Origin of the sequence: Chryseobacterium sp. POL2 (assembly GCF_011058315.1) — a bacterium.
Lineage (GTDB): Bacteria > Bacteroidota > Bacteroidia > Flavobacteriales > Weeksellaceae > Soonwooa.
In genome coordinates this window covers 1,239,041-1,262,662 of record NZ_CP049298.1, presented here as the reverse complement: position 1 = coordinate 1,262,662, position 23,622 = coordinate 1,239,041, and the positions used below count along the sequence as shown (strand labels likewise).

Annotated in this window: 18 protein-coding genes and 1 pseudogene; 9 read left to right on the top strand and 10 right to left on the bottom strand. The window is 36.7% G+C overall.

The genetic code is table 11. The annotated features are described in order from the left end of the window. Nucleotides 1-44: 44 nt before the first annotated feature. The 5 genes from murA to G6R40_RS05810 form a co-directional block, all read right to left on the bottom strand. On the bottom strand, nucleotides 45-1,352 hold the full coding sequence (gene murA / locus G6R40_RS05830; RefSeq protein ID WP_165132889.1) for a UDP-N-acetylglucosamine 1-carboxyvinyltransferase: 1,308 nt from the start codon (nucleotides 1,350-1,352) through the stop codon (nucleotides 45-47). Further along, entirely contained in the window at nucleotides 1,353-2,027 is a 675-nt protein-coding gene (locus G6R40_RS05825) for a DUF4290 domain-containing protein (RefSeq protein WP_165132886.1), read from the bottom strand. A 178-nt stretch (nucleotides 2,028-2,205) separates the two neighbouring features. Continuing rightward, nucleotides 2,206-2,625: a thiol-disulfide oxidoreductase DCC family protein gene (locus G6R40_RS05820; protein ID WP_165132883.1), complete on the bottom strand. Its 420-nt coding sequence runs from the start codon at nucleotides 2,623-2,625 to the stop codon at nucleotides 2,206-2,208. Further along, nucleotides 2,625-3,089 carry a heme-binding domain-containing protein gene (locus G6R40_RS05815; RefSeq protein WP_165132880.1) on the bottom strand — a complete coding sequence of 155 codons (465 nt, stop codon included), beginning with the start codon at nucleotides 3,087-3,089 and terminating at the stop codon, nucleotides 2,625-2,627. Before G6R40_RS05815 ends, G6R40_RS05820 begins: the two co-directional genes overlap by 1 nt. A gap of 179 nt (nucleotides 3,090-3,268) precedes the next feature. After that, nucleotides 3,269-3,898 (bottom strand): T9SS type A sorting domain-containing protein, encoded by a 630-nt coding sequence (locus G6R40_RS05810; RefSeq protein ID WP_165132877.1) that lies wholly within the window; start codon nucleotides 3,896-3,898, stop codon nucleotides 3,269-3,271. A gap of 530 nt (nucleotides 3,899-4,428) precedes the next feature. Between G6R40_RS05810 and der the strand changes: the two genes are divergently transcribed. Together der and upp are read left to right on the top strand one after the other, a co-directional pair. After that, nucleotides 4,429-5,736: a ribosome biogenesis GTPase Der gene (gene der / locus G6R40_RS05805; RefSeq protein ID WP_165132874.1), complete on the top strand. Its 1,308-nt coding sequence runs from the start codon at nucleotides 4,429-4,431 to the stop codon at nucleotides 5,734-5,736. 86 nt (nucleotides 5,737-5,822) lie between these two features. Beyond that, nucleotides 5,823-6,473, top strand: a complete 651-nt coding sequence (gene upp / locus G6R40_RS05800; protein ID WP_165132871.1) for a uracil phosphoribosyltransferase — start codon at nucleotides 5,823-5,825, stop codon at nucleotides 6,471-6,473. 25 nt (nucleotides 6,474-6,498) lie between these two features. Here the strand turns inward: upp and G6R40_RS05795 are convergent, their stop codons facing one another. Next, on the bottom strand, nucleotides 6,499-7,146 hold the full coding sequence (locus G6R40_RS05795; protein WP_165132868.1) for a ComF family protein: 648 nt from the start codon (nucleotides 7,144-7,146) through the stop codon (nucleotides 6,499-6,501). A 33-nt stretch (nucleotides 7,147-7,179) separates the two neighbouring features. Then, a complete protein-coding gene (locus G6R40_RS05790) occupies nucleotides 7,180-8,664 on the bottom strand; it encodes a helix-turn-helix domain-containing protein (RefSeq protein ID WP_165132865.1) in 1,485 nt (494 codons plus the stop codon). A gap of 122 nt (nucleotides 8,665-8,786) precedes the next feature. Here G6R40_RS05790 and aceB point away from each other — a divergent pair, with 122 nt between their 5' ends. Both aceB and aceA read left to right on the top strand, forming a co-directional pair. Continuing rightward, a complete protein-coding gene (gene aceB / locus G6R40_RS05785; protein WP_165132862.1) occupies nucleotides 8,787-10,364 on the top strand; it encodes a malate synthase A in 1,578 nt (525 codons plus the stop codon). A gap of 49 nt (nucleotides 10,365-10,413) precedes the next feature. Continuing rightward, nucleotides 10,414-11,694 carry an isocitrate lyase gene (aceA, locus tag G6R40_RS05780; RefSeq protein WP_165132859.1) on the top strand — a complete coding sequence of 427 codons (1,281 nt, stop codon included), beginning with the start codon at nucleotides 10,414-10,416 and terminating at the stop codon, nucleotides 11,692-11,694. A gap of 64 nt (nucleotides 11,695-11,758) precedes the next feature. Here aceA and glgP read toward each other — a convergent pair. Further along, nucleotides 11,759-13,417: pseudogene (gene glgP / locus G6R40_RS05775) on the bottom strand (alpha-glucan family phosphorylase). Nucleotides 13,418-13,606: 189 nt separating this feature from the next. On the opposite strand from glgP, the gene G6R40_RS05770 reads away from it, so the two are divergent. Beyond that, on the top strand, nucleotides 13,607-14,383 hold the full coding sequence (locus G6R40_RS05770; protein ID WP_165132856.1) for a hypothetical protein: 777 nt from the start codon (nucleotides 13,607-13,609) through the stop codon (nucleotides 14,381-14,383). Nucleotides 14,384-14,631: 248 nt separating this feature from the next. After that, nucleotides 14,632-18,594 carry a T9SS type A sorting domain-containing protein gene (locus G6R40_RS05765; RefSeq protein WP_165132853.1) on the top strand — a complete coding sequence of 1,321 codons (3,963 nt, stop codon included), beginning with the start codon at nucleotides 14,632-14,634 and terminating at the stop codon, nucleotides 18,592-18,594. Between the two features lie 89 nt (nucleotides 18,595-18,683). On the opposite strand, the gene coaD is transcribed toward G6R40_RS05765, so the two are convergent. Further along, nucleotides 18,684-19,145 (bottom strand): pantetheine-phosphate adenylyltransferase, encoded by a 462-nt coding sequence (gene coaD / locus G6R40_RS05760; RefSeq protein WP_165132850.1) that lies wholly within the window; start codon nucleotides 19,143-19,145, stop codon nucleotides 18,684-18,686. A 15-nt stretch (nucleotides 19,146-19,160) separates the two neighbouring features. Beyond that, on the bottom strand, nucleotides 19,161-20,153 hold the full coding sequence (locus tag G6R40_RS05755) for a D-alanine--D-alanine ligase (RefSeq protein WP_165132847.1): 993 nt from the start codon (nucleotides 20,151-20,153) through the stop codon (nucleotides 19,161-19,163). Nucleotides 20,154-20,436: 283 nt separating this feature from the next. Here G6R40_RS05755 and G6R40_RS05750 point away from each other — a divergent pair, with 283 nt between their 5' ends. The 3 genes from G6R40_RS05750 to G6R40_RS05740 all read left to right on the top strand — a co-directional run bounded on the left by G6R40_RS05750 (nucleotide 20,437) and on the right by G6R40_RS05740 (nucleotide 23,572). Beyond that, entirely contained in the window at nucleotides 20,437-21,429 is a 993-nt protein-coding gene (locus tag G6R40_RS05750; RefSeq protein ID WP_165132844.1) for a PASTA domain-containing protein, read from the top strand. 69 nt (nucleotides 21,430-21,498) lie between these two features. Continuing rightward, nucleotides 21,499-22,572, top strand: coding sequence for an RluA family pseudouridine synthase (locus G6R40_RS05745; RefSeq protein ID WP_165132841.1), 1,074 nt, complete (start codon nucleotides 21,499-21,501; stop codon nucleotides 22,570-22,572). 37 nt (nucleotides 22,573-22,609) lie between these two features. Beyond that, nucleotides 22,610-23,572, top strand: coding sequence for a PorP/SprF family type IX secretion system membrane protein (locus tag G6R40_RS05740; RefSeq protein ID WP_165132838.1), 963 nt, complete (start codon nucleotides 22,610-22,612; stop codon nucleotides 23,570-23,572). The last annotated feature ends 50 nt before the right edge of the window (nucleotides 23,573-23,622 follow it).

Sequence of the window (23,622 nt, the reverse complement as noted above, 5' to 3'; positions counted from 1 at the left end):
GCTTTTAAAAAATAAAGACAGGAAAATTTTCCAGTCTTTATAATTTATATTCTTGTAATATCAGCGCCTAATGCTTTTAGTCTTCCGTCGATATTTTCGTAACCACGGTCGATTTGTTCAATATTGTGGATTACCGATTTGCCTTCGGCAGAAAGTGCCGCGATTAACAATGCGTTACCAGCGCGGATATCTGGCGAAATCATCGTTGTTCCACGCAGTGGTGTTTCGTGGTTTAGGCCGACAACTGTTGCGCGGTGTGGATCGCAAAGGATAATTTGTGCACCCATGTCAATTAATTTATCAACGAAGAATAATCTGGATTCAAACATTTTTTGATGAACCAAAACAGTACCTTTTGCTTGTGTTGCCACCACCAATATGATGGATAATAAATCTGGCGTAAATCCTGGCCAAGGCGCATCAGAAACTGTTAATATGGATCCGTCGATAAACTTCTGAATTGTATAATTTTCCTGAGCAGGAATGTAAATGTCTTCGCCACTTCGCTCAAGCTGAATTCCTAATTTTCTAAAAGTGTCAGGAATGATGCCCAATTGATTCCAATTGACATTTTTAATGGTAATTTCAGATTTTGTCATGGCTGCCAGTCCAATCCAAGAGCCAATTTCCACCATATCGGGTAACATCGTGTGTTCTGTTCCTCCAAGATAGTCTACACCTTCGATTGTTAAAAGATTTGAACCAATACCAGAAATATTCGCGCCCATTCTGTTTAGCATTTTGCAAAGCTGTTGCAGATAGGGCTCACATGCAGCGTTGTAAATTCTGGTTTTGCCTTTTGCTAGAACAGCAGCCATAATGATATTGGCAGTCCCTGTTACTGAAGCTTCTTCCAATAAAATAAATTTACCTTGAAGTTCTTTAGCTTTTAGAGAATAATATTGTTCGTCCTCGTCATAAGAAAATTCGGCACCCAATTCTACAAAACCTTGGAAATGTGTATCCAGACGGCGTCTACCGATTTTGTCACCGCCTGGCGTTGGCATATAAGCTTCGCCATAACGCGCTAACATCGGGCCTAATAGCATAACCGATCCACGCAATTTGGCGCCATCTTTTTTAAACTCAGAGGATTTTATATAATTAAAATTAACAGCATCGGCTTTGAAAGTGTAGTCGCCATGTCCGTTTTTGATGATTTTGACATTAAGGTCACCAAGAATTTCAATTAGCCTATTAACATCGTGTATGTCGGGAATATTTTTAATTCTGACTTCTTCATCCGTTAACAAAACAGCACATAATATCTGAAGCGCTTCATTTTTTGCACCTTGTGGTGTAATATCGCCTTGTAAAGTTTTTCCTCCTCTTATCTCAAATGCACCGTTCATTTATTTTCTGTTTTTCTGATTGTTTTGGTTGTTTTGATGTCTTCTTTTTGCGTTATTATTTGTGTTTTGGTTTCTGTTGTTTTTGTTGTGGTTGCTGTTATTGTTATTATTTTTGCGATTGGTATTGTAGTAGATTTTACTTTTGTCCAGACTGTCTAGTCCGGTAAGGTCCAGTCTGTTATTGGATAAGTCTTTTAGGTGGCGGAAAATCACGTCATCTTGCACATGTTCTTTATTGTAAACATTGTAAGACTTTTTCATATTATTCGCAATAACTTGGATTAGCGCATCTTTTTCGTCGCCTGCATCTAGTTCGATAGCGTGTTCGATAAGTTGCAAAATACTTTTTCCATAGAATTTGTAATCGTTATCGAAAGAAGGATAAGGCATTTTTCTAGGTTTTGTACTTAGTTCTTCTTGCGATAATATTGGATATGGCGAATCTACATCGAGATCATAGCTTGCTAGAATAAAAAGATGGTTCCAAAGTTTGTGCTTATAGTTTTCTTCATCATTAAGATGTGGATTGCGTTGTCCCATAAATTCGATGATGGTAGCGGCAGCTTCGTTACGTGCTTCTTTGGTGGGGAGTTCTCTGCAGATTTCCACCATTTCTTGTATCATTCTGCCATATTCTGGCATTTGAAGTGCGGTTCTTTGGGTGTTATATTCCATGATGCAAATATATGAAAATATAGAATCTGTTTATGGTTTAGAAGTTTTTCAAAAATTAAAAATTTTATAAAAATAAAAAGCCTGACATTTTTGTTGACAATTACTTTAAAATGACTGAAGAAATACCGAAAAATATAGAATGTTTAAACTATCATAATATGAGATTAAATGATGTTATTTAGTTCAAAAATTTCTTTTTGTCTTTATCTGAAGGCAGTGTACAGAATGCTTTCATTAATTTTTTTCTTCGTGCAGCAATAATGTCATACAAACCATCTCGTATAAATTTTGGTATGATCTTTCCGAGTTTTAATAATTCATAAAAAATAGATAGATCCGCAGCGATTTGTATTGCGGCATCGGATTTTTTTAAATAATAATGTTTGGGTTTCCAAAGATAAATCGTGTCAAAATCTTTAAGGTTAAGATGTCTTTGTTTTAAAAAATCTTGACCTAAATCTGACTGTAACGAAGCAAAAAGAAACTGATCTTTTTTGTCGCACTTCAAAATCCATTGCACCCAATAATTACAAAAACCGCAATCGCCATCGTAAAAAACGATGGAGTGCTTCTCGCTAATAGATTCGAGGTTTTTCATCACAGTATAGGATTTGCCTCTTTTGTATCTCTTTGAATCTGTCGAAAATATTCGATTAATAATTTTTTGGATTCTGTCGTTAACTTGGCATCAGGATGTCCCAAAATATAAGATTCCAAAGGCATTTCGTCTTTTTCCAGCATTTCGATATTTTCATCTAATTTATGAAGTTGGCGTTTTGGCTCATAAGTTGCCCAAGTTGAAAAGTTTAGTTTTTTTCGACCCTCGTCAATATGTTTTTTCAAAAACCATGAAGAGGGCGCAATACTCGCGTACCAAGGATAACGTGTTTCGTTAGAATGGCAATCGTAGCAAGAGGTTTTCAGAATTTTTGCAATGGCAACAGGAGGTTGTTTGGTGTTCACAAAATCCATTTTAGGATTTATTTCAGGATTGGTTTTGTCAATTGGGAAAAACTGAATCATTATAAATGCCACCAAAAGGACTGTGATTATTTTTTTCATTTTATACCTTTTTTGAAAAAGTGAATTTAAGAAATTTCTATAGTTTATTAATGGTTTGCAGATTTTTATTATTTAAAAACAATTATTAATCATTTTGATTGTTGATGAAGTGATGAGGTTTTTAATCTTAAAATAAAATAGACAATGCAAACTTTGCACTGTCTATTTTTGAAATTTTTTTAATTATGGTATGATTGTTTTTTGATTAGTTTAAGCGTTTCTTGGCTATTATCGTCATACTTTATTGTGAGAATATATGTACCCGGAGTTAGAGATTGTACATTGAGACTTTTTTGATTTCCAAAACTAAGAAGTGTTTTTCCAGAAAAATCAATAATTCTACTTTCCGCGATGTTCTTTTTAGTAGAAATTTTTATGTTATCACGAACAGGATTGGGATAAATACGAGTAGATTTTGATGTTGCAGAATGTTCTCCAGTAGTTAGCACATCTGTAGATTTGGCAGATACCACGACGTTGTCAATAGCAATTGTTGACCCCATAATCGATGAATAATCGAAGATTTCTGGAAGCAATTCTACATCTGCAAAACCCCTAACAATAGGCTCGTTGTTGACACGAGCTTTTATTTCGCCAGTATTGGTGTTGAAAGTTGTTGTTATATGATACCAAGTGTTTGGCGTTGGGTTTTCTAACAAAGTTCCAAACATTTCTGCACCAGAAAGATAAAGGATTTCAGTTTCTATATCCCATCCAGTTTCTGCAATAATATCAAAATCGGAAGTGCCAAGTACAACGATTCCAAGGCTATCCAGTTGGTCTCCAGTATAATAATCGAATTCAGCCACAAAAATGTTGTTGCCAGCATTTCGGTTTTCCCAATTGTTTTCGTGGGTTACAAAAATACCAGAATCGTTTTCTTCATTGGTATTAAGTTGTAAGCTTTTCCCTTTAGCAGGACTTATTTTAGTAATTTTTACCCAATCATCTTCGCCACCATCTCTTACCCAGCCACCTTGGTCTGTGAAATTTCCGCAGTGTAAGATTCAAAATTATCCTCCCATAAGGTTTGGCTAAAAGCACAGCTCATAAAGCTTGTGGTTAAACAAAATAATAGTATTTTCTTCATAACTTTAAATATTTTATAACAATATAGCTGAATTGTTATAAAGTCAATAAAATTAAAATTACTAATACTATGTATACAATAGTAAATATTAATATTGTTAAAAATATAGTCAATTTGATAACAAAAAAATAATTAATTCAAAAAAGTCTATCTTTGCAAAAAAATTGGGCTCCGAGAGTCGGAGAAACCCATTAATAATCTTATCCTGAAGCAATTTCTTATGATGCTAAGGATTATTAAACATTTTTTATGAGCAATATTGTTGCTATTGTTGGCCGACCGAATGTGGGAAAATCCACTTTATTCAACCGTTTATTAGAAAGAAGAGAAGCTATTGTAGATTCTACAGCTGGTGTTACCAGAGACCGTCACTATGGAAAATCTGATTGGAATGGTGTAGATTTTACAGTTATTGATACTGGAGGTTACGACATCGGTTCGGATGATATTTTTGAAGAAGAAATTCGTAAACAAGTACAATTGGCTGTTGAAGAAGCGACTTCCATTATTTTTATGGTTAATGTTGAAGAAGGTCTTACCGATACAGATTATGAAGTTTTTGAATTGTTGAGAAAAGCCAACAAACCTTTATATTTGGTTGTTAACAAAGTAGATTCTGCTAAAGAAGAACTTCCTGCAACCGAATTTTATCAGCTAGGAGTAGAAAAATATTATACGCTTTCTTCTGCAACAGGTTCTGGTACTGGGGAATTGCTGGATGCCGTTGTCGCGGATTTCCCAACGACAGAGTATAAAGATCCTTTCGAAGGTTTGCCAAAAATTACCATTGCTGGACGTCCAAATGTTGGTAAATCCACTTTAACAAACGCTTTGCTGGATAACGAAAGAAATATTGTAACCGACATTGCAGGTACAACGCGTGACAGTATTGAAACTTTGTATAACAAATTCGGGCACGAGTTCGTATTGGTTGATACGGCGGGAATGCGTAGAAAATCAAGAGTTTCTGAAGATTTGGAGTTTTACTCCGTAATGCGTTCTATCCGTTCTATTGAGCATTCGGATGTTGTGATTTTGATGATTGATGCAACTTTGGGTTGGGAATCGCAAGATATGAACATCTTTAGTTTGGCTCAAAAAAATAGAAAAGGCGTTGTCATTTTGGTAAACAAGTGGGACTTGGTCGAGAAAGAAACCAATACCATGCGCGATTTCGAAGCCAAAATTAAAGACAAAATCGGAATGTTCAGTGATATTCCAGTATTGTTTGTTTCAGCTCTAACCAAGCAACGTATTCTAAAAGCGGTTGAAGTAGCAATGCAAGTTTATGAAAATCGTAAACAACGCATCAAAACTTCAAAACTGAACGAATTGATGCTTCCAATCATGGAAAATACACCACCTCCAGCTTTGAAAGGTAAATATGTGAAAATCAAGTATTGTGTGCAGTTGCCAACGCCATCGCCACAATTTGTGTTTTTCTGTAATCTTCCGCAATATGTGAAAGAACCTTACAAACGATTTGTAGAGAATCAGTTGCGTAAGAACTTTGATTTTACTGGAGTTCCAATCGAGATTTATTTCAGACAAAAATAAAATATCAGCCTTTCGGATTTTTCGGAAGGCTTTTTATTGCTTAACTTTAAAGCTCATTTTTATATTTAAACTAAGAACCCGTTTTTATGATAAAAGAATTATCCCAAGAATTTTCTTTAGTTAACTCATGGATTAATGATTTAAGAAATGTTGATGTACAACAAGACCGCATGAAGTTCCGTAGAAACTTGGAGCGCATCGGTGAGATTGCTGCTTTCGAGATTTCCAAAGGTATGGCACAAGTTGAGGTGGAGATTACAACACCTTTGGATAAAGTGAAAGGTCGCGAAATTGCGGTTCAGCCTGTTATTACAACTATTCTTAGAGCGGGAGTTCCTTTGTTTCAGGGTGTTCTTAATTATTTTGATAAAGCCGATTGTGGTTTTGTTGCAGCTTATAGAAAGCATGATGTCAACGATTATTTCTCTATAAAACAAGATTATTTGACGTGTCCAAATCTAGACGGACGTCCTCTAATTGTTGCAGATCCTATGTTGGCAACGGGAGCTTCCCTTATCGAAGCTATAAAAGATTTGCTGACCAACGGAACGCCAACAGAAATGCATATCGTAGCAGCAATTGCCAGTCAACAAGGTGTGAAAGCTATACAAGATGCTTTTCCAAATGCTAAAATTTGGGTGGGTGTTATCGATTCTGGTTTGACGTCAAAAGGTTATATCACGCCAGGTTTGGGCGATGCAGGAGATTTGGCTTACGGAGAAAAGCTTCAACGGTAATTTTTTAATAATTCATGACCAATACTTAGTCTATTGCAATTACCAAAATGCTGATGCGATAGTTGGGGTTTTTGCTTAAAATTTCCCATGCGATGCTCGATAAAGTATTTCCTGTTGTGAAAACATCATCTATTAAAAGAATGTGTTTGCTATCTTGACTAGATTGTGAACTGAATACACTTTTCGTTTCCTCGCGATGCGTTTTGTCTTTTTGGGCTTGCGCCTTGTCGTGGGAATTCCGTTTTAAAAATTGATGATTTACTGGGATATTATATAGTTTTGATAAAGTATTTCCAAATAAAGTCAATTGGTTGTAACCGCGTTGTTTTAGCTTTTTTTCATGCAACGGAACGCTGATTATTTCATCAATTTCGTTCAGCTTAATTCGATCATGAATACATTGCGCAAGATGTTTTCCAATGAATTGCTGATTGCCATATTTCAGACCGTGAATTAGTTTTTGAGCTAAATTTTCATCTTTAAAATAAAACAAAGCAAAAGCTTTTTCAACAGGAAAAAGGAGCTTGGCTTTTTGTGTTAAAATGTTTTCAGAATCAAATTTAAAATGTGTGTAACTGAGTTGTTCTTCGCAATTTTCACACAATATAGAATTTGACGGAATGATAGTATCACAAGACAAACAACGCGTCGGAAAAATCAAATCCAATAACATGACTTTTAGTTTAAGTCGAAGATAATCAAATTTTTAAGATGATTTTAAAAATTGAGATCGGATTTTTTCAATGGACTTTTTCATGTCGTTATTGAAATGTTCTTTATCGAGTCTTGTCGCCGGAGCTTGTCTTACATCGCAATTGCCGATGCTGCAATGTTCGCAGGTGACACCAACTTCAACAATGGGCAAAGCGTCACTTTTTGAGAAATTTATTTTTTTTAGAGAATTACTATTCAACAAAATTCCAAGACAATAACTTCTGTTGCTTCCGTCCGAAAATGGATTTTTTTGGGAGGTTGATATCACAAGATAACTAAGTCCAAAATCTTTGTAATGTGAAATTTGGGCATCAGTCATTTGTGTATCTTCAGTTTCCAATTGTTCCAGATTTCTTACAGAAACCCATCGACGACAATAGTGTTCATTCATGGCATTAGATCGTGGCGCTTGTTGTTGGTTGAGGTGTAACTCTTTTAAAATCTGTACTTTATGTGTGTTTTTCTTTTTGACAAAACATAAATAAAATAAGTCCTTTATCCCAAATTCTGAAGCTAAAATATTAGTCAAACGATAATATAATGTTTCTGGAGAATTTGTGAAATGCTGAATTAAATCTTCGAAATGTGAGGCTTTCCATTCTTTATGATCGAAAAAATCAGCCGTTTTCTGTACCAGTTCTTTTTTAGGAATCAATAATCCGCCAGCGAAATATGAAGCATAATAATTATTCAGGATTTCTTCAAAACTATGGATGTCAACCCAAGAATACGTGTTGGGGCGCAATTTTAGATCCAAAACTTGGAATCCAATTTCTTTGGCTAAAATGAAAGTTTTTTGATTTTCATCAAGCCTTTGATTGAGTAATAAATTCTTTTTTTCAGGAATAAATAAAGATCTTAAATGTTGCAAAGTACCAAATTCATTAAAATCTCGTGAGCTTATTTGGTAGCCAAAATCTTCGATTAAAATATTTTCTAAATCCGAGGATTTCAGTTCACGGGGCTTTAGGTTGTATTGCTGGTAAAAAGCCTCAGCTTTTTCCTCGATTTCAGGGAAATGATTGTTGTATAATTCCTGAAAAGAGCGCAATACTGCAAAGAAAAAACGTTCTTTTCCAAGGTTATAATTCTGCGAAATTTCAATAAGTGTATTGATGAAAGCTGTAACTTTTTTTGGCGCTTCGCTTATCATTCCGATCAGATTATTACGGTTGATCCCGAAAAGATCCAACGGGATTTCTTTAAATACATCTGATTGTAAAATTTCATTAATTGGCGCAAGACTTCTGTCGAGTTTTGTCGATACCAAATCATCAAAACTGCATCCTAAGGTTTCTGCGACTTGGATGATTTTGTCATGTTTGGGGTATTTTTTACCATTTTCGATTTCGTTAAGATAAGATTTTGACAAGCCAGTTTGGTTAGCAAGATCTTGTAAAGACCAATTTCTTTTCTGGCGTTGTTGTCTTAGTTTAAGACCAAAAATTACTCGGATATAGTCGCTATCAGCATTCATAAAACAAATATAAAAATAAAGCAATTGTTTACATAATAATTTTTTTAAAAATTTAGCGAACGTTCGCTAATAGTGAAAATATTTTTATTAGATTTGTCACACCAATCACAATTAAATTAAAAATGAAAAGTTTAAATCAAATCTCAATAAATAGTGCAAATGATTATGAGTCAGTATTTACGGAAAGCGTTAAGGATTTTTTATTAGCATTGCATCAGACTTTTAATAAGCGCCGTTTAGAACTTCTCGAAAATAGAAAAAGAATTCAAAAAGAATTTGATGCCGGAAAATTACCTCGCTTTTTAGAGGAAACAAAAGAAGTGCGAACAGCAAATTGGATATGTGCGCCGCTGCCTCGCGATTTGCATGATCGCCGTGTAGAAATTACAGGCCCCGTGGATCGAAAGATGATTATTAACGCGCTGAACTCTGGAGCTAAAATTTTTATGGCGGATTTTGAAGATAGCAATTCGCCGACTTGGGAAAATTGTATGCAAGGACAAATTAATCTAAGTGACGCCATTAGCAGAACAATTGATTTTGTGTCACCCGAAGGAAAATCTTATCAGCTTAATGAAAAAACTGCAGTTTTGCTGGTGAGGCCACGCGGCTTGCATCTCGATGAAAAACATATTTTGGTTGATGGCGAAATGATGTCTGCATCTTTGGTGGATTTTGGAATTTACTTTTTCAGAAATGCTAAAAAGCTGTTGATGAAAGGTAGTGGTCCATTTTTCTATTTGCCCAAATTAGAACATTATCTTGAAGCGCGCTGGTGGAATGACGTTTTTTTGTTTTCACAAGATTATCTTAAAATCCTTACAGGAAGCATAAAAGCAACAGTTCTTATAGAAACCATTACCGCTTCTTTTCAATTGGACGAAATTTTATTTGAGCTTAAAGAACATAGTGCGGGACTCAATTGCGGTCGTTGGGATTATATTTTTTCCTATATCAAAAAGTTTAGAAATCTGCCGCATTTTTTGGTGCCAGACCGCGATAAGGTTACGATGACTTCGCCTTTTATGGAGGCATATACCAAAAGAGTTGTGGAGATTTGTCACAAAAGACGCGTTTCTGCGATTGGTGGGATGGCGGCTCAAATTCCAGTAAAAGATAATCCAAATGCTAATGAAGAAGCCTTTGAAAAAGTGAGAACCGACAAAGAGCGCGAAGTTCGTAATGGGCATGACGGTACTTGGGTAGCACATCCTGCTTTGGTACCTGTTGCGATGGGAGTTTTTAATCAATATATGCCAACGCCTAACCAAATTCATAAACAATTTAATTATCAAATTTCGGAAAGTCAACTCTTGGAAGTTCCCGCAGGAACGATTACAGAAAAAGGGCTTCGCAAAAACATCAATGTTAGCATTCTCTACATCGAATCCTGGTTGATGGGCACAGGTGCAGCGGCAATTTATAATTTGATGGAAGATGCAGCTACTGCAGAAATTTCTCGCTCCCAAATATGGCAATGGCTAAGACAGTCGGTGACGTTGGAGGGGGGACAAGTTGTTACAAAAGAATTAATTCTGAAACTCGAAAATGAAGAAGTAGAGAATATAAAAACTTATGTTGGTGAACAGCGTTTCCAAAATGGAAAGTTCGGTTTAGCAATTAGCCTTTTCAATGACATGATTTTTTCTAAAGAATTTGACGAGTTCTTAAGTATAAAAGCTTATCCATATTTGGATTAAAGTTTAAATACATTCAAACATTTTTAATCACACTAAATCACACTATATTATGAAATCAAAACAAGAACAAATCCAAGCTTTGGCGCAAGATTGGCTGAACAATCCACGTTGGAAAGACGTTACAAGACCGTATTCTGCAGAAGATGTTTTAAAACTTAGAGGACGTTACACCTTGGAATACAGTATTGCAAAACAAATGTCAGAAAAGCTTTGGGATAAGCTTAATAATCAAGATTATGTTGCAGGCTTGGGCGCTTTGACAGGAAATCAAGCGGTGCAGGAAGTGGACGCTGGTCTGGAAGCCATCTATCTGTCGGGTTGGCAAGTGGCAGCAGATGCCAATTTGTCGGGCGAAATGTATCCCGATCAATCCTTATATCCTGCGAATTCGGTGCCGTCGGTTGTTAAAAAAATTAATAATGCTTTGTTGCGTGCAGATCAAATACAATCGGTAAATGGCGGTGGCGACAAAGAATATCTTGTACCTATTGTAGCAGATGCAGAAGCAGGTTTTGGAGGTAATCTCAACGCTTTTGAGTTGATGAAACAGATGATTGAAGCGGGTGCCGCAGGCGTTCATTTTGAAGATCAATTGTCGTCTGCCAAAAAATGTGGCCATCTTGGAGGAAAAGTTTTGGTACCGACACAAGAAGCGATTAACAAATTGATTGCGGCGCGCTTGGCAGCTGATGTTTTAGGAGTTCCGAGTTTGATTATTGCTAGAACAGATGCCGATGCTGCGGACCTTTTAACGTCGGACATTGATGATCGAGATAAAAAATTTGTGACAGGCGAACGGACTTCGGAAGGTTTTTATGTTGTGAAAAATGGCGTGGAACAAGGCATTGATCGAGGTTTGTCCTATGCGCCTTATGCCGATCTAATCTGGATGGAAACTTCAAATCCTGATTTGGAACAGGCCAGACAATTTGCGGAAGCTATTCATGCTAAATTTCCTGGAAAAATGTTGGCGTACAATTGCTCGCCTTCTTTCAATTGGGCAGCTCGGTTGAGTGTTGAAGAAATGGAAGATTTTCGAGAAGAATTGGCAAAGATGGGTTACAAATTTCAGTTTATCACATTGGCTGGTTTCCATGCGTTGAACACGGCTATGTTCGAGTTGGCTTTGGCTTATAAAGAGCGCGGCATGGCGGGGTATTCGGAGTTGCAAGAACGCGAATTTGCGTTGCAACCGAAAGGTTTTCGTGCTGTGAAGCATCAAAGTTTTGTAGGAACGGGCTATTTTGATGAAGTGCAGCGTATTGTTACCAATGGCACTTCTGCAACGGTAGCGATGAAAGATTCTACAGAAGCAGCGCAGTTTCATTAATTTTTTCTAAAATAAAAATCTTATAAAAAGCCTTTAGTTTTAATTTACTAAAGGCTTTTCTGTTTTAAAAGTTATACAGCAGCTTATAATATTCGTCTGCCATACGATCGCTATTGAACTGGAAGCGCACGTCTTCCATAGCGGAGCCTACAATTTTGCGCCATTTATTTTTGTTATTGTAGTAGGTTGGGATGATTTCGTTTTCGAGAATGTCGTACAATTTATTAAGGTCGTAAGTGTCTTGTTCTAAAGTTGTCATATTGTGGTAATCCGCTTTCGGAACGACAAAGGCGTTTTCGCCATGTCTGGCAAATTCTGGGATCCAGCCATCGTCTGTTGATAGGTTGACAGAAGCATTCATTGCTGCCGTCATACCAGAAGTTCCGGACGCTTCGCGCGGAACTCTAGGATTGTTTAGCCAGATGTCGGAAGCTTGTTTCAGGGATTTGCTTAATGACAATTCGTAGCCTGTAAGCACTGCTATATTGTTGTAGATTTTATTTTCTTCAACAAGATTATTAAAAGTTGAAATTGCGGAATAGTCCATGGGATAAGGTTTTCCTGCCCAAATGATTTGTACAGGATATTCTTTGTTTTCCAAAAGTCTGCGGAAGCGTTCTTTGTCTGCTAGTAACAAATCTGCTCTTTTGTAACCCGCAAAACGTCTTGCCCAGACAATTGTTAAAATATGGGGATCAAAAAGTTTCCCACATTGGTCAGCCACAATTTTGAAAGCTCTTTTTTTCAAATAGTTTTTTCTAAAATCAAAAGTTTCTTTGTCGCCTTCGTCTTTGGCATTATAAAGCGGTTTGTCCGCCCAATATTTGAATTCCTGAGCGTTGGTAATTGATTTTATTTCACAAATGCCGGGATATTTGTTCCACATCTGTCGGGAAACAAGGCCATGCAATTGAGATACAGCATTGGCGACACGAGCCATCTTCAGCGCGCATAGCGAATGGTTGAATTGGTCATCGCTACTGCCTTCCAATTGTTTGACTTCTTCCTTGCTCATGCCACAGAAATAGGACATGTTGTAACAGAGCCCAAGGTCGTGTTTTTCGTTGCCCGCTTCTTCGGGGGTGTGCGTTGTGAAAACTAATTTTTCTTTAACTTTTGAAAGGTCGCCACCATATTTTCTTAATAAATAAAAAGCTGCGGGCAATCCATGTGCTTCGTTAAGATGGTAAACCTCGCGCTCAAGATTCATTTCGTCCAACAATTTTGCGCCAGCTTTTCCTAGTAAAATATATTGCGCCAATTTTGTAGATTCGTTCGCGTCGTATAGGCGATGGCAAATGGTTTTGGAAAGATGATCGTTTTCTGGCACGTCCGTACTCAGCAAAAACATAGGGCATGTTTTGAAAGTTTCAGGATTGAGGTACCAGACTTTTACCCAAACAGGGGCATTGTGAATTTCGATTTGGAACAGTATGCCAGTATCTTCCAAATAAGAGTATATTTTTTTTGTCTAAACAGGATGAAGTGTTTGGTTGTGGTTGCGAGCTTGGTCATAATACCCGAATTTCCACAAAATGCCAATACCTACCAAATCTTGTTTTAAATTATAGGCGCTTCGCATGTGTGATCCCGCCAAAAAGCCTAATCCACCACTGTATATTTTCAGAGATTGATCAATAGCAAACTCCATTGAAAAATAAGCTGTTTTTTTCGAATATTGAGGATTGATACTGTATGGCATCTTATAATTTTTAAAATCCATGGAATAGGCATTTGTTTTGAGAAGGCAATTTAATCATTTAGAATAAAAATAAGAGGATGCGGCTACTGGCCTTTAGTGGAAAATATTATTAAATACATAAGATGCTGTTGACGTTAATTTTTATTAATATCTCATTTTCAATGGATTATTTGATTATATTTAGAATGTGATTAATAAAATCATTGCATTATGGTGTTCACGGAGGATCTTTCAAAAAGCTTGGCGTTGTGTATGTTGCGGAATAAAAATTCTGCAAACAAACTCAGCGAATGGTGTCGTGAGATTGACCGGGAGCAGCTTTCTGAGCGGGAAGCTTATCAAAAGAAAACCGAAGTGTTGCTGTTGAGCAGTCTTCTCCAATATTATCCCGACATTGAAATTGAAAATCTTATTGGCGAAAGTCCGGATTTTATTGTGACAATTGGTTCCAAACGCATTGGTCTAGAAATTTCGGAAGTCATTAATCATTTCGAATTAAAGAAAAGCGAGGCGAGGATTAATCAGGTTTTCCGAAATGTGGAGCAAAGTTTCGGACAAGATAAATTGTTTTCCGGAATTTTTTATATCGGAGTTAGCTTGTGGATGATGAGGCAGTATGATGATGAAAAAGTGATTAAAGATATTCTTACCGCCATGCAAAATCAGAAACCGACAAAATATGTGACCTCCATTAGAAGAACGCCTTATCATAAGGGCGTTCTTTTGGTTTTAGATTATAGCATGTCTTTGTTTGATGAGTTGAAAGCGGAAAAAATTCTCCACATCATCGAAAAGAAAAATGTGAAATATCCACTTTATAAAAGCAAAATTGATGAATGCTGGCTCATTATTGTTTCCAATATGCACAATATGGCGTCGCGCTACAGCTATATCCAAACGCCCGAAGTTCTGAACGCTGTCAAAAGCCCTTTCCAAAAGATTCTACATTTGGAAAATCTCTCCAGTGCGATGTGGACGATAAAATAATTTGTTAATAATTCTTAGATTTTTTTTAATCGGCGGTGTGGTTTTTAGCAAACTAATACTTTGCTCATACAGTATCTATACTTTATCCCTAGTTATGTTAGTTGTTGGCTAAGAATATTATTATGTTAAATAGAGTTTGTGTAGAATGTATATCATGGAAAACGAGTATTTTGTAAATGATTTTTAGGTTTTAAATTAGTTTGACGTAATACTATTTATTATGTATAAACTAATAACAATCTATAATAATGAAAACTACTTATTCAAAACAGAGGGCGTGCATGGTGCTTTTTGTTTTAACCTCGGTGCTTTTTAGCGCTAAAACTATTTCTGCATTAGCAGGTCGTTTGGGTTTTGAAAATGATAATAGATCCACATCTTCCATTATTAGAAATCAAAACCAGCAGACATTCACAAAAAAAATAGGTATTGTTGATGATTATTTTTCCTTAAAGAAGAGTTTTGGGAATTCTTCGATGGTAAAAAGCAGTCAGTTAAAAATCTTACCAGCGCCACAAAATGGTGATTTCCGGACCGAGCCTGGTAGTACTGCTAGCATTTATTTTGCTTCTACGTCCAACTGGCAAGTATATGGCTCTGGAGGCTGGCAAGCGGCTACTGTATCACCACAGTCGGCAAGTTGGACTCCCGAAAATATTTTCATCGAAAGTGGAAGTTATGTAGATGTTGCGGGAGGTAGGATGTATAAGAATATTTTTATTAGTAATAATGTATTTGTTTATTCGGGAGATACTGACCCAGGCTTGGGAATTGCTGATGGCAAAAGTTTGGAAGTTATTTCTGGGACTTTATCTGTTAATGGAAATTTAACTTTGGGTGCTAGTAGCAAACTTATTGTAAGATCTGCAGGATTGCTAGATCTTAATAATTCAGAAGCTCAAACTGCGCTACAGCCGACTTCCCAATTTGAGATTGAAAATGGTGGCATAGTTAACATCTCTAAGGAAAATACCAATATCTGGAATGGTATTGAGATTTTTCATGAAGATTCCAATGTTAATATTACTGCATGGGGTAGTGGTCCTTTGTTTAGCACGGCTAGTATGATTTCTAATTATACGGTCGCAGGTATTTCTGCAAAGTTTGGAAATTTAAATATTGAAACTTCTTCTCACTGGAATCAGGTATTCCCTTCAGGAACGTATCAAATTACGCATCGTGATCTTAAATTAAAAAATACGTCAACCTCCTCAAGTATTGAGATGGCGATCAATTTTGATAATTTAACGGTGGGAAGGGATTTATACATTGGAGGAGCAGGTTTAGTTTTAGGCCAATCAACTAATGGTGATAAGACCTTAACTGTAAAAAGGAATTTTATTAAAAACGATGCTGGAAGTTTTATCCTTCTTGCAAAAGCAGGAAACAAAAAAGCTTTTCTAAATATAAATGGTGATTTTCTTCTTAATGGCGGTGTTTTTAATTTGAGCAATAACAATTCGCATCCTAATACGTCTAAGGTTAATTTGGGAGGAAATTTTAAGAAGGTTAATACTGGAGCTGTAAATTCCTATCTGGTCAATTCTAATATAGGAAGTGCTGATACAAGCTTTAATTTTGTAGGAAATCCAACCAATTTAACACAAACTATTACCGCGACTTCTAATACGACTTCCAATGATTTTATGTATTTGTATTTCTATATTAAAAATAGCGCTAATGTCAAATTAACCAAAGATTGGCAACTGGGGACAAGTGCAAAACTAATTGTAGAAAATGCAGGCATCTTAGATTTTGGATTAAATGGTTTGACAGCAAATAATATATCAAGAATAGAAAATCAAACATCTCAGTCTTTTGAATTAATGGCTGGCGGGAAATTAATTATCACTTCACCAGAAGGGATTATGACAGGAGGCACTTATACAGGAAATGTACAAATAGGAGGTGATGCGACAACAAGGGTTTTTTCAGGTGATGCGACTTACCACTATGTAGGACGTAGTAACCAAGTTTCCGGTAATGCTTTACCAAATGCTGTTTCTGCCAAAAAGGTAATTGTAGAACTTTTTACAGATGCGTTTACTTTTCAACCCAATGGATTAAAAAGAATCAATAGCAATGGTTATTTAGAAATTAGAAAAGGGACTGTTCTCGATAACGGGACAGGTTCTTTCTCCGATGGTGATTTGCCTTCCGAGAATGGTGGACTTATAATGAGTGGCGGCCGGTATCGACTACAAAAGATAGGTTTTAATCCGGGACTTTCTGGGACTTATAATTTGACAGGTGGTATTGTTGAATTTAACAATGCTAATGCAAGCAGTCAAAATGTGCGTGCTCCCAAATTATATAACAAAATAGAAGTTACAGGGACTAATGTATGGAGTACTTCGGGGACAATTAGCTTGCGCGACCAAGGAAGTTTTACAGTGAAAAGCAATGCTGATTTTGCAACAAATACACAGACTATAGATGGTCCAGTAGGCACACAGAGCCTTATTGTGGAAAGCAATGCTATTTTCAAAACTGGTGATGAAGACGGCTTCAGTGGTGGCACCAATACTTCTGTCCATAATACTATTGAAAACATCAGTCTTGCCAATGCCAGCACCATCGAATATTCTAGGGGCGGTAACCAAATTATCACCAATGCACCTGTTACGACATCGCCCATTGGTGCTAATTATGCCCATTTAAAAATTTCAGGTTCTGGTATTAAAACCGCTACAGGAATTACAAAGGTTAATAATTTAGTAAGTGTAGTAAGAGGGGAATTAAAACTTTCCGAAACTGCTGATAACCTAGCATCTAATGTTCTTGAAGCCAAACAAGGTCTCCAAAACACAGGTGGAATTGTAAGGTTTGAAAATAATGCTATCCTGATGCAAGACCCTACCGCTAATAATATAGGTGCTATCAATCTAGAGCGCAAAGCAACAGTGCCAGCTAATCAATACAATCTTTGGGCGTCACCCGTTGTAGAGCAAGATTTATATGCGTTATATGGTAGTCCCAATTCTGTTATGGCAGGCAAGGTGATGGAGTATATAACAAAAACAGATACCTTCAAACCAGTAATAGCGGGCACAAAGTCTGCAAAAGCAAAAGGCTATTCAGCGATAGGTCTTGCTTCAAATGCCGTAAAAGCAATTTTCAGTGGTGTGCCCAATAATGCCGCTTTTGTTTTTGATGTAGGTAACAATGTCGGTCAGGGCGATGGTTACAATCTTACAGGCAACCCATATCCTTCTAATTTTGATTTGGATTTATTCTATACTTTAAACAATACATTGCTGGATGTGGCTAAGGATAACAATGCCTATTTCTGGGATAATACAGGCAATACAGATTATAACCAATATGGCAGTGATTACTCTGGAGATAATTATGCAACCTATAATTTTTCTAGTAAAACAGGTAATCAAGCGCCCAGATTTAATAATGACGTCGCTGCTAAAAAACCTATTAGTATTATCAAGTCGGGACAGGCCTTTATTGTAAAACTTAAGAGTACAACAGCAAGTCTTAGCTTTGATAATACGATGAGAACCGCTACTTCAAGTGCTGTTTATTTTAAAAACGAAAAGCCCAAACGCTATTGGTTGGAATTGATAACGCCTAAAAATTTAATCATCAGTACAGCAGTTGTCTATGACGAAGGCGCTGTCAATATATATGATAAATATGATGCTTTGGCCAATACATCAGCTTCAGATTTATTTTATAGCATCAGTAGCGATGCAGAGCCATTGAGCATCCAAGGACGACAAGATGTTGATATTAGAAATGATGTTATAGCATTGGGTGTAAAAGCTTATGAAAGTGGAAATTACAAAATAGCTTTTGCAGAAGGTGATGCTATTTTCGCTGATGGACAAGATATCTATCTTAAAGATAAGCTGTTGAATAAAATTGTTAAATTAAACGATGGCAATTACAATTTTACATTAGAAAAAGGGTTTAATCTCGGCCGTTTCGAAATAATTTATAAATCAGATTTAGTGCTTAATGCGACAGATCCGACAAAAAATGATTTCGTCGTTTATAAAGATGAGGAAGATTTTATAATAAAATCTGATAAAAACTTGGGACAAGTCGAAGTTTACGATGCCGTGGGCAGATTAATATGGACAGAGTGGACGAATCTTAAACAATTAAACATAACATCTTCCATATTCACAAAAGGTATTTATATTATTAAAGCAGATCGTTTTGGTGAAACTCGTTTTAAAAAGATTATCAAATAACAAATGTTTCTAATAATTAAACAACCCAATACACATCAAACAAACGGATACATTTTTTGTATCCGTTTGTTTGATGTTTAAAATTTATATTAAACCCGAACAGCGTCTGGAACCATAATTTCGTAATTGCCACCGAAGGAAATAATTTCTCGGACAATACTACTGCTGATGAATGATTTACCCGATGAGGTGAGTAGGAAAATCGTTTCGATAACGCTTTCTCGTGTCAAAGCTCTATTGGTTTGCGCAATTGCTTTTTCGAATTCAAAATCGGCAGGATTTCTAAGGCCCCGCAATATGAAATTAACATTTTTGCTTTTGCAATAGTCCACCGTTAAGCCTTCAAAATCATCGACTTCCACATTGGGGAAATCTTTGAAGGTGTTGCGGATAAACTCTTTACGCTGTTCTAACGAGAACATGTATTTTTTTTGTGAGTTTCTACCAATGGCAATAATAATTTTATCAAACAAAGGCGAAGCGCGTTCTACAATATCGTAATGTCCTAGCGTGATGGGATCAAAAGATCCTGGAAAAACAGCAATTCTCATGTCGTTTTTATTTTATTAATGTAAAGGCTTTTTAAGGGCTTTTTCCACTTCGTTGCCACAAAGATCTTGGATGGAAATACCGTATATTTTTGCTTGTTGTGGTAAAATACTTGCTGGTGAAAAACCAGGATTGGTATTCATTTCCAACATATAAGGTTCACCATTCATAATGATATATTCACTTCTGGAGAAACCACTCATTCCTAAAGAATCATAAGCGCGAATGGCAATTTCTTCCACTTTTCTGCGGGTTTCGTCATCCAATCTTGCAGGGGTAATCTCTTGTGAGGCGCCTTCGTATTTAGCTTCATAATCGAAAAATTCGTTCTCCGAAACAATTTCTGTAATGCCCAAAACGATGGTTTTTCCTTGATAGTCTAAAACACCAACAGAAACTTCGGTGCCATCCAAAAAGCTTTCGATAAGGATTTCGTCATCTTCTTTATAGGCGAAGGCAATGGCGTTTTCCAGTTCAGAAATCTCTTTCACTTTAGAAATCCCAAGGCTACTTCCCGACTGATTAGGTTTTACAAAAAGCGGAAGTCCAAGCTCTGCAACAATATTTTCAGCATCAATCTTTTCACCTTTTCTCAGATAGATACTTTTTGCCGACGGAATATTATATTTTGACAAGACAGCCAAAGTGTCTTTTTTATTAAAAGTTAAAGCGCTTTGGTAGAAGTTACAACCTGTATAGCGTTGTCCAACGGCGTCCCAATAGGCTTGTAGAATGCCATTTTCGCCAGGTGTTCCGTGGATAATATTAAAACAAGCATCGAATTTTAGCTGGCTTCCATCTCCCAATGTTACAGAAAAATCCGCTTTATTAATCTCCAGTTTTTGTTCGTTGTCATCCAAAAAATACCATTCATCTTTTAGGATAACAACTTTATATACATTGTATTTTTCGCGCTCCAGCGAGTCATAGATTAGTTGTCCACTTTTCAGTGACACGACATATTCGTCAGAATAGCCGCCCATAACCACGGCTATATTTTTCTTTTCCATAACAGATTTATATTATCGCAAATGTAAAAATTTTATCAACAAGGAAGATGCGGTTCTGCTTTTATTTTTGGGCGATTCCGCAACTTTCCAATATATATTCCTTGCCGAAGTTGCGGTCGGGCTTTCCGCTGCTATCTTCTTGCCTTTGCTATATGCCATTTCTTAAGAAGGATATCCGCTACTATCCCTATCGCAAAATGGCACAAAAAATGAAGCATGAAGAAAAAAAATACAAAATATATATCTATATTTGCTAGATATTTTTGTAACAAAACAATAGCTTATGTTCAAATCTTTTTTCCACTGGAAAGTTCTCGTTAACATCGTTCTCGCGTTAGCGGTATTTGCGGGTCTTGTATGGTTAACTTTCCGTTGGTTAGAATTTCATACCAATCATGGTGAAGAAATTCCTGTTCCTAACGTCATGAATATGACGGTGCACGATGCGATAAAAGTCCTAGATGACTCTGGCTTAGAATATGAAGTTGACAGTGCGCAGTTCAATCCAAAATTCAAACCTTTTCAAGTCTTGTTGGTGTCGCCATCGCCAGGATCTCATGTTAAAGGAGGGCGAACAGTTTTGCTAAAAGTTAATCCACGAACTTGGGCGAAAGTTGCCGTTCCGGATATTATTGATCGTTACAAAGGTTTGGCATTTAACCAACTTAATTTGGTGGGACTCAAAGTAGGTGATACACTCTACGAGCCAAGTATCCAAAGAGATGCTGTTCTTAGAATCTTATTCCAAAATCGACCCATAAAACCAGGTGAACTTCTTCCTAAATTCTCAACCGTCGATTTGGTAATTGGTTCTGGACCATTACGAAATGTGACCATCCCGAATTTGGTGGGAAGAACAGTCCAAGAGGCTAAAAAAATAATTGCTCAAAATTTATTTGAAGTTGGTATCGTAGAATACGAATCCGGTACGGCTGACGATGCTGCTATTATTTACTATCAAGATCCGCCAGCTGGCGCATTGCGAGACCAAGGCATGCAGATTGACCTTTGGGCAAGCCACAAAACGCCTGCCGAAATGTTTAACAAAGTCAAAGAATTGGATTTGATGTATCGTCCAAAAATTGATACGGTGGCACCGCCTCCAATTCGTTACGAAGAAGTTGAGGTTGACCAACCAGCAGCAGTAGTGCCAAAACCTGCACCTGAAAAAAAACCAGAAACACCTAAAACAACAACTACCAATAATAATTCTAACACGGCCAATAAGCCAGCAGCAGAAAAACCGAAAGAGAAGAAAAAGGTAATTGTAGAATAAACCGTTTAAGACTATTACTAATATAATGGCTTCAGCATTGTTGTTGAAGCCAATTTTGATAAAAAAAATATGCAAGAGGAAGATTTTGATGAAGCTTTTGAAGATGCTTTAGAATCCAATGATGAGATTGGTCTTAGCGACGAAAATAGCGGACTCTTTGAACATCTCAATATCACAGTCGATAAAAAACAAGAGCCTTTAAGAATTGATAAATTTTTATTGATCTATCGACAAAACTCGTCGCGCAATAAGATTTCTCAAACTTGTCGCGCAGGAAATGTTGTGGTGAATGGCAATCCGGTTAAGCAGAATTATCGTGTAAAGCCAGGCGATGAGATTAGTGTGCTTTTGGCGCATCCACCACGTGAAAATGTTATCATTCCACAAGATATTCCGATAAATATCGTTTATGAAGATGAGGATTTGGTGGTTGTGGACAAAGAGGCAGGAATGGTGGTGCATCCGGGTTTCGGCAACTGGGATGGTACTTTGGTAAATGCTTTGGCCTTCCATTTTGCTAAAAATCCCAATTATAATTCCGATTTGGATCGAGTAGGACTGGTGCATCGTATTGATAAAGATACTTCTGGACTTTTGGTCATTGCTAAAACGGAATATGCGCTGAGCTATCTAGCAAAACAATTTTTTGACAGAAAAACCAAACGCCTTTATTGGGCTTTTGTTTGGGGAAATATAGAAGAAGACGAAGGCACTATTCGAGGACATATCGGGCGCCATCAGAAGAACAGAATGCAAATGGCAGTTTATGAGGATGGCAGTCATGGAAAACACGCGGTGACACATTATAAAGTTTTGGAGCGTTTTCGTCACATGACTTGGGTAGAATGCAAGTTGGAAACGGGAAGAACACATCAGATACGGGCGCACTTCAAACATATCGGGCACACTTTATTTAATGATGAACGCTATGAAGGACATCAAATATTAAGAGGGGTTAATCTCCCAAAATACAAACAATTCGTCCAAAATATTTTTGAAATATTGCCGCGTCATGCTTTACATGCCCACACCTTAGGCTTTGTTCATCCGACTACAAAAAAAGAAATGTATTTTGAAAGTCCGATGCCTGGCGATATGCAGGAAGCGGTTGATAGATGGCGGAAGTATTTGGAAAACAATTAAAATAAAAAAGGAAACTTTAATTTTTTATATTTGTCTCGTGAGAAAAATTTATAAAATTTTTAGTCTTGTTGCGGTTCTTGGGTTATTTGCTGAAAATACGGCAAAAGCACAAGAGACTTTACCACTTTACCAACAATATTTATTAGATGGCGATTTTTTGTTCAATCCTGCATTGTATGGCGAATCCGATGATGTGGTCTTGAACTTGAATTATCAAAAACAATTTTCCAATTTTGGAGAGTCGCCCAATGTACAATCTGTTGGGATGCATGTCAATGTGTTTGACAGAGTTGGCGTAGGCGCTTCTTTTTTCAGGGATCAAAATGGCCCTATTTCAGCCAATGGAATAACGGTGGGCTCATCCTATTTTATACCACTTGGTGACGAAGAAAACCGTATGAACCAATTCTCTTTTGGTGCTGGTGTCAATTTTTATAATATGAGTTTGGATACGGCGCTGTTGACGCCAGATAATCCTAATGATCCAGTTTTGTATGACAAAAATATATTTTTAGCCTATGCTAATTTGGGTATGGCTGTTAAATACAGAGGTTTTGCAGGTGGGGTTTCTGTGATGGATATTCCATTAAATAACGACATTCCAATTGTCAACGGAATAGAACCATCTCCAACAAAAATTATTATGAATGCTGGCTACGACTGGCATTTTGTAGATGGTTTTTATGTAACGCCTTCAGTTCTTTTAAATCTTAATACCAACTCCTCGCGCGTGATGGATTACAACATTATGGGAACCTTTTTCTCAGAAGGCGCGAGCTTCTCTGGCGGTGTAAGTTTCAGAAGTGCAAAAAGCAGCGTAGGAAGTCAGAATTTGGGACTTTCACCTGTTATAAAAGGCCGCATTGGGAAACTAACTTTCGGGGCAGTTTATAACTTCGGGATGTCTGAATTACAAGAAACCGTGGGTAACAGTTTTATGCTGAGTTTAGGCTTTAGATTTGAAAACTTTATCAATGGTAAAGGATTCCGATACAGATAAAATTTATTAATATTAAATAGTCAAAAAGCCACAATTGCTGGCTTTTTTTG

Excerpts from the sequence above, each read along its gene's own strand:
- murA (WP_165132889.1), bottom strand. The coding sequence starts at position 1,352 with ATGAACGGTGCATTTGAGATAAGAGGAGGAAAAACTTTACAAGGCGAT.
- G6R40_RS05825 (WP_165132886.1), bottom strand. The coding sequence starts at position 2,027 with ATGGAATATAACACCCAAAGAACCGCACTTCAAATGCCAGAATATGGC.
- G6R40_RS05820 (WP_165132883.1), bottom strand. The coding sequence starts at position 2,625 with ATGAAAAACCTCGAATCTATTAGCGAGAAGCACTCCATCGTTTTTTAC.
- G6R40_RS05815 (WP_165132880.1), bottom strand. The coding sequence starts at position 3,089 with ATGAAAAAAATAATCACAGTCCTTTTGGTGGCATTTATAATGATTCAG.
- der (WP_165132874.1), top strand. The coding sequence starts at position 4,429 with ATGAGCAATATTGTTGCTATTGTTGGCCGACCGAATGTGGGAAAATCC.
- upp (WP_165132871.1), top strand. The coding sequence starts at position 5,823 with ATGATAAAAGAATTATCCCAAGAATTTTCTTTAGTTAACTCATGGATT.
- G6R40_RS05795 (WP_165132868.1), bottom strand. The coding sequence starts at position 7,146 with ATGTTATTGGATTTGATTTTTCCGACGCGTTGTTTGTCTTGTGATACT.
- G6R40_RS05790 (WP_165132865.1), bottom strand. The coding sequence starts at position 8,664 with ATGAATGCTGATAGCGACTATATCCGAGTAATTTTTGGTCTTAAACTA.
- aceB (WP_165132862.1), top strand. The coding sequence starts at position 8,787 with ATGAAAAGTTTAAATCAAATCTCAATAAATAGTGCAAATGATTATGAG.
- aceA (WP_165132859.1), top strand. The coding sequence starts at position 10,414 with ATGAAATCAAAACAAGAACAAATCCAAGCTTTGGCGCAAGATTGGCTG.
- G6R40_RS05770 (WP_165132856.1), top strand. The coding sequence starts at position 13,607 with ATGGTGTTCACGGAGGATCTTTCAAAAAGCTTGGCGTTGTGTATGTTG.
- G6R40_RS05765 (WP_165132853.1), top strand. The coding sequence starts at position 14,632 with ATGAAAACTACTTATTCAAAACAGAGGGCGTGCATGGTGCTTTTTGTT.
- coaD (WP_165132850.1), bottom strand. The coding sequence starts at position 19,145 with ATGAGAATTGCTGTTTTTCCAGGATCTTTTGATCCCATCACGCTAGGA.
- G6R40_RS05755 (WP_165132847.1), bottom strand. The coding sequence starts at position 20,153 with ATGGAAAAGAAAAATATAGCCGTGGTTATGGGCGGCTATTCTGACGAA.
- G6R40_RS05750 (WP_165132844.1), top strand. The coding sequence starts at position 20,437 with ATGTTCAAATCTTTTTTCCACTGGAAAGTTCTCGTTAACATCGTTCTC.
- G6R40_RS05745 (WP_165132841.1), top strand. The coding sequence starts at position 21,499 with ATGCAAGAGGAAGATTTTGATGAAGCTTTTGAAGATGCTTTAGAATCC.